At 39.1% G+C, this 11,485-nt stretch carries 10 protein-coding genes; 5 read left to right on the top strand and 5 right to left on the bottom strand.

Annotation, left to right across the window (positions count from 1 at the left end; all coding sequences use genetic code 11):
* Positions 1-116: 116 nt before the first annotated feature.
* The 3 genes from zwf to ADF68_RS01280 form a co-directional block, all read right to left on the bottom strand.
* Positions 117-1,604: a glucose-6-phosphate dehydrogenase gene (gene zwf, locus ADF68_RS01270; protein WP_049548301.1), complete on the bottom strand. Its 1,488-nt coding sequence runs from the start codon at positions 1,602-1,604 to the stop codon at positions 117-119.
* 354 nt (positions 1,605-1,958) lie between these two features.
* Positions 1,959-2,699, bottom strand: coding sequence for an amino acid ABC transporter ATP-binding protein (locus tag ADF68_RS01275; protein WP_049548302.1), 741 nt, complete (start codon positions 2,697-2,699; stop codon positions 1,959-1,961).
* Positions 2,699-4,864, bottom strand: a complete 2,166-nt coding sequence (locus tag ADF68_RS01280; protein WP_049548303.1) for an ABC transporter substrate-binding protein/permease — start codon at positions 4,862-4,864, stop codon at positions 2,699-2,701. Before ADF68_RS01280 ends, ADF68_RS01275 begins: the two co-directional genes overlap by 1 nt.
* 180 nt (positions 4,865-5,044) lie before the next feature.
* On the opposite strand from ADF68_RS01280, the gene uvrB reads away from it, so the two are divergent.
* The 5 genes from uvrB (at position 5,045) to ADF68_RS01315 (ending at position 10,233) form a co-directional block, all read left to right on the top strand.
* Positions 5,045-7,033, top strand: a complete 1,989-nt coding sequence (gene uvrB / locus ADF68_RS01285; protein ID WP_049548304.1) for an excinuclease ABC subunit UvrB — start codon at positions 5,045-5,047, stop codon at positions 7,031-7,033.
* A gap of 14 nt (positions 7,034-7,047) precedes the next feature.
* Positions 7,048-7,545 (top strand): GNAT family N-acetyltransferase, encoded by a 498-nt coding sequence (locus tag ADF68_RS01290; RefSeq protein ID WP_049548305.1) that lies wholly within the window; start codon positions 7,048-7,050, stop codon positions 7,543-7,545.
* Positions 7,546-7,639: 94 nt separating this feature from the next.
* Positions 7,640-8,266 (top strand): NAD(P)H-dependent oxidoreductase, encoded by a 627-nt coding sequence (locus tag ADF68_RS01295; protein WP_049548306.1) that lies wholly within the window; start codon positions 7,640-7,642, stop codon positions 8,264-8,266.
* A 1,042-nt stretch (positions 8,267-9,308) separates the two neighbouring features.
* Positions 9,309-9,743, top strand: coding sequence for a hypothetical protein (locus tag ADF68_RS11340; protein ID WP_049548309.1), 435 nt, complete (start codon positions 9,309-9,311; stop codon positions 9,741-9,743).
* 22 nt (positions 9,744-9,765) lie between these two features.
* Complete coding sequence (locus ADF68_RS01315; RefSeq protein WP_049548310.1) at positions 9,766-10,233, top strand: 8-oxo-dGTP diphosphatase; 468 nt, start codon at positions 9,766-9,768, stop codon at positions 10,231-10,233.
* Here the strand turns inward: ADF68_RS01315 and ADF68_RS01320 are convergent.
* Together ADF68_RS01320 and ADF68_RS01325 are read right to left on the bottom strand one after the other, a co-directional pair.
* A complete protein-coding gene (locus tag ADF68_RS01320; RefSeq protein ID WP_049548311.1) occupies positions 10,230-10,745 on the bottom strand; it encodes a transcription repressor NadR in 516 nt (171 codons plus the stop codon). The genes ADF68_RS01315 and ADF68_RS01320 overlap by 4 nt on opposite strands.
* Before the next feature lie 18 nt (positions 10,746-10,763).
* On the bottom strand, positions 10,764-11,291 hold the full coding sequence (locus ADF68_RS01325) for an ECF transporter S component (protein WP_049548312.1): 528 nt from the start codon (positions 11,289-11,291) through the stop codon (positions 10,764-10,766).
* Positions 11,292-11,485: the final 194 nt, after the last annotated feature.

Consider the following 11,485-nt stretch of genomic DNA (forward strand, 5'->3'; position numbering starts at 1 on the left):
AACCAAGTTGGTCCTCTCCAGGTTATAACTTTTCATCAACCCACTACAGTTGACAAAGAGCCGTAATTTGGGCTTATAGCCCTGGGGCAAACCACCCGTTAGACGGGTGGTTATGATTATTCTAAACGACCATCTTTACGATAGGCGATATCTGGTTGCCATGTCCATTTGGCACCGTATTTCTCAAGGAGATCAAAGCTAGCTTGAGGTCCCATGCTACCAGCCTTGTAGTCATGAAGTGGAGCTCCGTTTTCAGCCCAAAGCTTCTCGATACGGTCAATCAATTTCCATGATGCACTCACTTCATCCCAGTGGCTAAAGTTAGTTGAATTATTGTTCAAAACATCATAGATGAGTTTTTCATATGGGTCTGGTGAAGCACCTGTTGCAGTCGCATCTGTTCGATAGTCAAGCGAGTTTGGCGCAAGGCTAAACTCTTCCCCCACCTTTTTACCGTTAAGACTGAGAGAGAATCCTTCTGTTGGTTGGATGTAGATTGTCAAAATATTTGGTGCTAGAGGTTGATCAAAGATTGAATCCATTTGTTTGAAGACAATGTTCACGTGTGTTCCTTTTTCAGTTAGGCGTTTACCTGTACGGAAGAAGAAAGGTACATCACGGAAGCGGTCGGTATCTACAAAGAAGGCACCTGAAGCAAAGGTTTCTGTCATAGATTCAGGGTTAACATTTGGTTCACTACGGTATGAAATATATTTCATGCCATCAACTTTACCAGAACGATATTGACCACGGATGAAGTGCTCTTTAAGTTCCTCATCTGTAGAGTGGTAGAGGTTCTTGAAGACCTTGATTTTCTCTGCGCGAATGTCATCCTTGGTAAAGCTAGCAGGCTTGTCCATAGCAAGGAGTGACAGGAGTTGGAGTGTATGGTTTTGAACCATATCACGAAGGGCACCAGACTCATCATAGTAGCCACCACGCTCTTCAACACCTAGACGTTCTGCAAAGGTAATCTGAACATTATCGATGTGTTCACGATTCCAAACATTTTCAAAAATCATATTAGCAAATCGGATAGCAAAAATGCTTTGAATCATTTCTTTACCGAGATAGTGGTCGATACGATAGATTTGCTCTTCGTTAAAAGTAGCTAGGAGTTCTTCGTTTAATTTGCTTGCAGTCTCATAGTCGGTTCCAAAAGGTTTCTCAACGATCAAACGTTCAAAGCCTTTACCATCAACAATTTGCTCTGATTTGAGGTGTTTAGCGATGGTACCAAAGAACTGAGGTGCCATTGAGAGGAAGAAGAGTTTGTTGTGTTCAGTCTGATATTTTTCATTTAATTCAGCCTGAAGTTTACGTAATTCGATGTAGTGCTCAGTGTCATTAACATCGTGGCTTTGATAGTAAAAATGACTCGCAAATGCTTGAGCCTCTTCAACGCTATCAGCCAAGTCAAGAATTGATTCGACAACAACAGATTCGAAATACTCCTTACTCCAAGGTCTACGAGCAGTTCCAATAACAGCAAAATGATCAGAAAGATTACCTGATTTATAAAGTCTAAAAAGTGAAGGGTAGAGCTTACGTTTGGCCAAATCCCCACTTGCACCGAAAATTGTAACAATAACTTTTGATGACATCTAGCTACCTAATTTCTATTTTGTTTCCTAGTTAAACTAGGCATGAGGAGTCCCCATTTTTCATATCCTTTATTTTATCATAATTTTCTAAAAAATCCAAAAATCCAATACGGCTATACTAAGAGGTTAGGCAAAACTCAATTTCATACTCTTCGAAAATCTCTTCAAACCACGTCAGCGTCGCCTTACCGTACTCAAGTACAGCTTTCGGCTAGCTTCCTAGTTTGCTCTTTGATTTTCATTGAGTATTAGGAGAAACCGAAGTAAATCTTTCCACAATAAAACGCATAATATCAAGTTTTTTATACCTGATACAATGCGTTTTTTTGATTATAAAGACTTTTAGCCCTGCCTCTAGGCGTTTAGAACCTTGTCTAAAAATTCTTTAAGTCGCGGATGTTGTGGGTTGTCAAAGATTTGATCAGGTGTTCCGTCTTCTAGGAACTCGCCATCTGCAGTAAAGATAACGCGGTTAGCAACCTGACGAGCAAATCCCATCTCATGGGTTACGATAATCATGGTCATGCCTTGCTCAGCCAATTCTTTCATAACGTTTAGTACGTCTCCAACCATCTCAGGGTCAAGGGCAGAAGTTGGTTCATCAAAGAGCATGATATCAGGATTCATTGCTAGTCCACGAGCGATAGCCACACGTTGTTTTTGACCACCGGATAGGCTATCTGGGTTAGCATTAGCTTTATCTGCTAGTCCAACCTTTTCAAGCAACTCCATTCCCAATTTCTCAGCTTCTTCTTTAGTCATCAACTTGTGCTCAATTGGAGCAAAAGTAATGTTGTCCAATACAGACATGTGTGGGAAGAGGTTGAAGTGTTGGAACACCATTCCAATATTTTCACGGACGTGGTCAACGTTGGTTGTTTTTTCAGTTAAATCATAGCCGTTCACAGTGATGTGACCGCTAGTGACTTCTTCTAGAAGATTGAGGCTACGGAGGAAGGTTGACTTACCAGAACCTGAAGGACCGATGATACAAACAACATCTCCTTCATAGAACTTAGTCGTAATTCCTTTTAGGACTTCATTTTTTCCGTAGTTTTTGTGTAAATCATTTACATCAATTTTTAGTTTTGCCATTAACGAATCCTCTTTTCTAAGCGTTTCGCTAGTCTAGTCAAAAGTGTGATAATTACAAGATAGAAGATGGCAAGGATTGCATACATCTTGAAACTTTGGTAGTTACGGGCGATGATGATCTTACCAGTTTGGAAAAGTTCAACCAAACCGATAGCAGATACGATAGTTGTATCTTTAAGAGCGATAACGAATTGGTTAACGAAGTTTGGCAACATTAATTTAGTTGCTTGTGGCAAGATAATCTTACGCATGGTTTTTCCATAAGAGATACCCAAGCTTCGGCTGGCTTCCATTTGACCAACTGGAACGGCCTGAATACCACCACGAACGATTTCAGCGATATAAGCAGCTGCATTGAGCGATAGGGCAATAGTACCAGCTACAAAGTCGTTAATGGGGCTTTGTTGGCCTGTAATGGACTCGATAAAGTTTGGAATTCCCCAGAAGATGAAGGCTGCAAGAATCATCAATGGAATACCACGGATAACGTCAACGAAAATCTCAGAGATCACACGAAGAGATTTGTATGGGCTAACGCTAAACATACCGAAGATAATCCCGATGACAATGGCAATAGCAAACGAGATAAGAGCTAGAGCAAGAGTGATGCCAAGACCGCTAAGGAGTTGTTTGTAGTTGTTTTGGAGCAAGCCCCAGATAGTTGTCTCATCAACAGTGCTTGTTGATGTAGTTGATGATTCGCTAGCTAGGTATTTGTCAAGAATCTTTTGGAATTCACCGTTTGCTTTAAGGTTTGCAAGTCCGTTATTGAACATTTCAATCAATTCTGGATTTGCTCCTTTTTTAACAGCAAAGGCTGTTTCTCCGATTGGAGTTCCAGGGATTGGTGTTTTCAATTTTTGACCTTGGCTGATAGAATATTTGAGAACAGGCTCATCATCCATAACGGCATCGATGGCACCAGTGTTTAAACTGTCATACATTGATGAACCATCAGCGAAGGTTTTGATTTTGTAACCGTATTTGCTTTGGTTTTCAGTTAGGAAGGTTTGAGAAGCAGTTCCGTTTTTAACACCGACTGTCTTTCCTTTCAAATCTTCATAAGAAGCAATGGTACTTGATTCTTTGACACCAAGGATAGTATTGGCAGTGTAGTAGGATTCTGAGAAGTCAAAAGTTGCCTTACGAGCATCTGTGACAGACATACCAGCAATGATACCATCAGCTTGACCAGCTTGGACAGCACTGATAGCTGCATCGAAACCAGGATTGGTAATTTCAATTTCAAAACCTTGGTCTTTAGCGATGGCCTTAATCAAGTCCATATCAATACCAGTAAATTGGTTGCTTGAATTTTGGAAAACAAAAGGTGCAAAAGAAGAATCGCTGGCAATGATATATTTAGCTTTAACAGGAATAGCTTTTAAGCCCGCTAGAGTAGTTGTAGTTGGCACTGCTGAAGACGATGAAGCAGTCCATTTCTTGATGATTTTATCAAGACTACCATCTTTTTTCATCTCAGCCAAGGCTTGGTTAAATTCAGTGACTAAGTGCTCGTATTTGCTACCTTTTTTAACACCGAAAGCAAAGCTACCTACAGCTTCACCATCCATTTCAATATGGAGGTCTTGACCTTGGTTAATGGCATATTCGATAACAGGTTTGTCATCCATCATGGCATCGATGGCACCAGCACTCAAGCTGTTGTTCATCAAATCACCAGTGTCAAATGTTTTAATGCTAAAGCCATATTTGTCCTTGATACTTTCAAGGAAACGTTGAGCGGCAGTACCGTTTTTAACACCAACAGTTTTACCTTTTAATTGGTCATACTGGCTAATCTTGTGTGACTTTGTAGTTGCAATGACAACTTTTGTATCATAGTAAGTATCAGACATGGTGAAAACTTTTTCACGTTCTGCAGTTTTTGTCATTCCTGCCATAATTGCGTCAGCTTGACCAGCTTGAACCGCATTTACCGCTGCGTCAAATCCAGGATAGGACATCTGAATGTTCCATCCTTTAATCTCAGCGACTTTGTTAATAATGTCAACATCAATTCCTTTATAAGTTTGATCTGAATCTTTAAACTCAAAAGGTGCATAGGCGGTATCAGACACAATCTTAATCGTCTCTGCTTTCGCAATACCTAATGAGAAAATTGGGAATAAAATTAGCAAAAATGCTAGAAATTTTTTCTTCATTTTTAGTCTCCTTTTCCGAATATTTTCCCATTATATCAGAAACTAAAAAAGTTGGCAAATATTTAGTGTTTTCATGTGATAAGATGTGACATAAGATGCTAAATGGCAAGAAGTTGAGAATCAGTAAGTCGATCCTTTTTATGGTAAAATAGAAGGATAGAAAATGTGTATGAGGCAATTATGATCAATAGAATTACAGACAACAAATTTAAACTCGTATCTAAATACCAACCGTCTGGTGACCAACCGCAGGCCATTGAACAGTTGGTTGATAATATCGAGGGTGGAGAAAAAGCTCAGATTCTGATGGGGGCGACTGGAACAGGGAAGACCTATACCATGAGTCAGGTCATTTCCAAAGTCAATAAACCAACTCTGGTTATTGCCCACAATAAAACTCTAGCAGGACAGCTCTATGGGGAGTTTAAGGAATTTTTCCCTGAAAATGCTGTTGAGTATTTTGTGTCTTACTATGACTATTACCAGCCAGAAGCCTATGTCCCTTCTAGTGATACCTATATTGAGAAGGATAGTTCTGTCAATGACGAGATTGACAAGCTCCGCCACTCAGCGACTTCAGCCCTTCTGGAGCGCAATGATGTCATTGTAGTAGCTTCAGTCTCTTGTATCTATGGTTTGGGTTCGCCAAAGGAATACGCTAATAGTGTCGTGAGTCTCCGTCCTGGTCTAGAGATTTCTCGTGATAAACTCTTGAATGATTTGGTGGATATCCAGTTTGAGCGCAACGATATTGATTTCCAACGGGGAAGATTTCGCGTTCGTGGGGATGTGGTAGAGATTTTCCCAGCTTCCCGTGATGAACACGCCTTTCGAGTGGAATTTTTTGGAGACGAAATTGACCGTATCCGTGAAGTTGAAGCGCTTACAGGTCAGGTGTTGGGAGAAGTGGATCATTTGGCGATTTTCCCTGCGACTCACTTTGTGACCAATGAGGACTACATGGAAGTTGCCATTGCAAAGATTCAGGCAGAATTAGAAGAACAACTAGCTGTCTTTGAGAAGGAAGGTAAACTGCTTGAAGCCCAACGTTTGAAACAGAGGACAGAGTATGATATCGAAATGCTGCGTGAGATGGGCTATACTAACGGGGTTGAGAACTATTCACGCCATATGGATGGACGTAGCGAAGGAGAGCCTCCTTATACGCTTCTCGACTTCTTTCCAGATGATTTCTTGATTATGATTGACGAGAGTCATATGACTATGGGACAAATCAAGGGAATGTACAATGGAGACCGCTCTCGTAAAGAAATGCTGGTTAATTATGGTTTCCGTTTGCCGTCAGCCTTGGACAATCGTCCTCTCCGTCGTGAAGAGTTTGAAAGTCATGTGCATCAGATTGTTTACGTTTCAGCGACACCTGGTGACTATGAAAATGAACAGACTGAGACAGTGATTGAGCAAATCATTCGTCCGACAGGTCTTTTGGATCCTGAGGTGGAGGTCCGTCCGACTATGGGACAGATTGATGACCTCTTGGGTGAAATCAATGCCCGTGTTGAAAAGAACGAGCGAACCTTTATCACCACCTTGACCAAGAAAATGGCAGAAGATTTGACCGACTACTTCAAAGAAATGGGCATCAAGGTCAAGTATATGCACTCGGATATCAAGACTTTAGAGCGGACGGAGATTATCCGTGACCTACGTTTGGGTGTCTTTGATGTCTTGGTCGGAATCAACCTCCTCCGTGAAGGAATTGATGTTCCTGAGGTAAGCTTGGTTGCCATTCTCGATGCTGACAAGGAAGGTTTCCTTCGTAACGAGCGTGGACTCATCCAGACTATTGGACGTGCCGCTCGTAACAGTGAAGGGCATGTCATTATGTATGCGGACACTGTGACTCAGTCTATGCAACGTGCCATTGATGAAACTGCTCGCCGTCGGAAAATCCAGATGGCCTATAATGAAGAACATGGTATCGTTCCACAAACCATTAAGAAAGAAATCCGTGATCTGATTGCTGTGACCAAGGCAGTTGCTAAGGAAGAGGACAAGGAAGTTGACATCAACAGTCTCAACAAACAAGAGCGCAAAGAACTCGTCAAGAAACTAGAAAAACAAATGCAAGAAGCCGTTGAAGTGCTTGACTTTGAACTAGCAGCACAGATTCGCGATATGATGCTGGAAGTGAAGGCGTTGGATTAGATAGGATAAAGCGAATGAAGATTATCATTAAAACAATGGAAACTCCTGAAGAGGTAGAAGGAAAATCCCTCGTTCATTGGAAAACGTGGAGAGAGGCTTGTGACGATCTTTTACCCATGGAATTTCAGGAGACGATGACATTAGAAAGATGTCGATTCTTTAGTCAAAAATATCCAGAAAATACCTTGATTGCTATGGATGGAGAGCAGGTCGTTGGATTTATCAGCTATGGAAATTTTCGTGATGAGGCCATTCAAGCTGGTGAAATCATTGCCTTATATGTTTTAAAAGATTACTATGGAAAAGGTGTGAGTGAACAGTTAATGCATGCTGCATTTGTTGCTATTGATCATTTCTCTGAAATTTATTTATGGGTATTGAAAGATAATAAGCGAGCCATTGCTTTCTATCAAAAAATAGGTTTTACTTTTGATGGCCAAGAAAAAATACTTAAACTTGGAAAACCTGTTAAGGAATTGAGGATGATGTGTTCTTCAAATAAAAATTCCTAAAAGAAGTATCTATCAATCTTTGAACCGTTATCAACTAATCAAGTCTAAAAAGTGAAATAGATAGAATGAAACAAAGAGATGAAGGAGAAGATGAATGAAAATTCTAGTCATCAATGGACACCCTGATAAGGAAAGTTACTGTCAAGCAATTTTTCAAACCATTGTAGAAAATATTGATTCAAGGCACCATGAGCTTGAAGTTATCAGTCTTAATGAAAAAGATTTTGATCCTGTTTTACGTTATGGATATCGAAAACGTATGGAAGAAGATTCTTTTATCCTTCGTTCCCAAGAATTAATCCAGTGGGCAGATCATTTCATCTTTATTTATCCTATCTGGTGGAGTAGTATGCCTAGCCTCATGAAAGGCTGGATTGACCGGGTCTTTACACCAGGGATTGCTTACTCTGCTAATGATCAGGGGAGTTTTATCTGGAATTACCTTAGAGGCAAGCAGTTTAAAAAGTTATTAAAAGGCAAAACAGCCAGTATTTACGCAACCTCCATGGCGCCCACTTGGTGGTACAAAATCTTTTCGGGTCCTATCAACATTCCAGATAGCTATGGCATCTCTGTTTTGAAAAATGCGGTCTTGAATCACTGTGGAATTAAAACTAAGCGCGTGTGCGTACTAGGTGAAGTTGGACTGGATGTGAATACAGCAAGTATGCGTGAAGAGCATCTCCAAAAAGTGGCAGAAGAAGTTAAAAAACTATCATGAAACAAAAAAGTAAGAGACAGAAAACATTAAAAAAACACCAGAAATCAAAGAGAAAGATTGGTCTACTGGACCGCATGAATCTTTGGCTTATGAAGCATACAAAAGTTGCTTTTCTACTTGATGCAAGCGTTCTGTTGTTTTCTGCTCTAGGAATATTATGTCTATTGTACGGGACAACCCTTATTCCAAGTCCCTATCGGGAACTGCATTATAGTTTTCCACTTTATTTAAATATCGTTCTTTGAGTGAATGCATCTTATCATATTTTCCTTCGTACCTTTAGGAAAGACTGGATTTCCTTGCAAAATTTTGCAGAAGTGTTTTTATATCCTAACGGAATTGCTTGTGTATTACAGTGAACGATTGGGATGACCTCTAAAAGAGGAAGAAGATTACTTCTGATATGGGCATTAGACTATCGCTATATCTGTTTTCCCTCGTTACTTATTTTATTTTCTTTCTATGGCTTATTGTGACAATTATAATTTCCAAGTATATTGAAAAGAAAAGAGGACAAAAGGAAATGGGGAAAATTCATTCAAATGAAAAATAACAGAAGAAAATTAAAAAGGAAAAAGAAATTATCCAGGGTAGAGAAGTTCAATCTGTGGTTAGATTCTCATAAGCTGTTGGCTTTCTTAGTGGATTTTACAGTTTACCTAGTCTTAGTAGGGATAGTAAGTATTGTTTTTAGTCAAGTTATCCTTCTTCCAAATCCATATAATCAAATTAATTATATGTTTCCGCTTTATCTTAATATATTCTTTATATTCGGTAGGATGTACGCTTATTATCTGCGAGAGGTTTGTTCAACTAAGAAAAATTTTAAAGATTATCTGGAACCGTTTCTTTACAATTGTTTTATTTTTATAATTCACTTGACAATGGGAATTAAAACACGGACTCACCACGTTTTACCTTCTCTCTTATCCCTAGACCACCGCTATATTTGTTTCCCTATAGCAACCTATCTGGTCTTTTTTACCGTACCTGCTTTAATGATTTTATTTATGAAATATATTGAAAAGAAAAGGAGTCAATCATGATCAAACATCTAACTATATTTAGGGTAATTTACCTTCTGTTCCTGATATTCGCCCTGATTCATTTTATCTTAGGATTGTTTGGCTTAGCTTTTACCCCAGTCTTGTGGAATTTCTGGTTCTTTGGTCTTTGTTTAACCCTATTTATCCATCCGTGGACTATCTTCTATAAATCTAGAATCTTTCAATGGCATCACCTGATTTTTCAGGCTCTCAGTGGATTCTTTGCTCTTATAATCTGGTTTATGATCTTTTTCATTTTATCCACGGTTCCAGATTCATCTATGCCTATCAATTTAGACTACTATGTGATTAGGGAAAAAAATGAAATCAGAATCAACAGAGGATTCTTACTCCATGAAATTCATGAATATCATGACTTGATTAATCCTTTGATTATGAAGTCTAAAGTTAAGTATGTAGAAAAAAATTAAACATTAGAAAGCGAGTAAATTTATGTCCCGTTCTCAATTAACCATTCTAACTAATATTTGTCTAATAGAAGATCTTGAAAATCAGCGCGTGGTTATGCAGTATCGATCGCCTGAAACCAACCGCTGGTCTGGCTATGCTTTCCCAGGAGGTCATGTTGAAAATGGAGAAGCTTTCGCTGAATCTGTCATTCGTGAAATATACGAGGAAACAGGTCTGACGATTCAAAATCCTCAACTGGTCGGCATTAAAAATTGGCCACTAGATACAGGTGGGCGCTATATTGTCATTTGTTATAAGGCGACAGAGTTCTCTGGGACCCTTCGCTCTTCAGATGAAGGGGAAGTTTCTTGGGTGCAAAAAGACCAGATTCCAAACTTGGATCTGGCCTATGATATGTTACCTTTAATGGAGATGATGGAAGCTCCGGATAAGTCTGAATTTTTCTACCCTCGCCGTACAGAAGACGATTGGGAAAAGAAAATACTCTAATCCTTTACTAAATAGCCTAACTTGTCCAAGGCCTTCTCGATATAGAGGAGGTCTTGTTCGTTTTCAGCTTCGACTAGGTGATAATGGACGCCATCTGTTAATTCAGAAAGTGGTCTAAAGTCAGACCGTTCGACTTGCTCTAAAAAATGCTGAACGTCACGGCGACAAGAGAGTTTGAGCAAGGTTTCAATTTCCCCGTAGACAGGATGATCAATCAAGGTATTCTGAACACGTCCCCCATTATCGACGATAGCTAGAAGTTCTTGACCGATTTCTTCCATCTCGTGCTTTACTTTAAACAGCTTGTGAACATACGGATTGGTTTTGCTTTCTTTATAAATATAGCCACGATTGGTTGATAAGATAGGAGCACCGTCTGCACGAAGAACTGCAATGTCCTGAACGATAATCTGGCGAGTGACATGAAAATGTTCTGCTAATCTTTTTCCGTTTAGAGGTTTTTGAGCTTCTTTTAAGAGTTGTAGAAGTGCTTCTTTTCGATTTTTTGTCATATTTTTCTTTCTTAACGCTTAACGGCGTTTTTTCAATGCTTTATAAACAGCTAATGCTAAGTAATAGTCTACCATACTATGGATAATAGTACCAAATCCAACTAATACAAACAAGACATAGAACATATTTTTTAAGTCAGTTCCAGTGCTAGCATAAAAGATCATACAAGCAAAAACTTCAGCAATAGCATGAACCAAACCAAGTACAAAGTTAAAAATCAATGAAGATTTCTTATTATCCAAGGTTTGAGGATGTTTTTGAAGATAGAAAGCACCCAGACTTCCAAAAAAGATATGGGAGAAGGCACGAAGTACGATAACAATCGGATACCCAGCCATGAGAAATCCTAAACTAGAAGCTATAATAACAAAGATAGCCATCCAAGGAGAAAGAAACATAGCGATAAAAATAGCAACGTGACTTCCTAGAGTGTAGGAAGCGGGAGGAATGACAATTTTAAATGGCATCACCAAAGGAATCAAAATAGCGATAGCTGTCAGTAATGCGGTCAAGGTCATGAATTGTGTTTTCTTTTGTGTATTCATAATAACTCCTTTTTATCTGTATATACAGTTGTATAGTACAATAAAAAATCAAACAAGTCAAGAAGCAAAATTGATTTTTGAGGAGATTATTTTAAAATGAGGAAAAAGAATGCTAAAAAGAAGCTATAGTCAATTGAAACAAGAGCAGGACAAAAGAGCCTCGAAAAAAGTACTACAACTTGGCAATACCTTTT

The organism is Streptococcus pseudopneumoniae (genome assembly GCF_001068775.1).
GTDB lineage: Bacteria > Bacillota > Bacilli > Lactobacillales > Streptococcaceae > Streptococcus > Streptococcus pseudopneumoniae_N.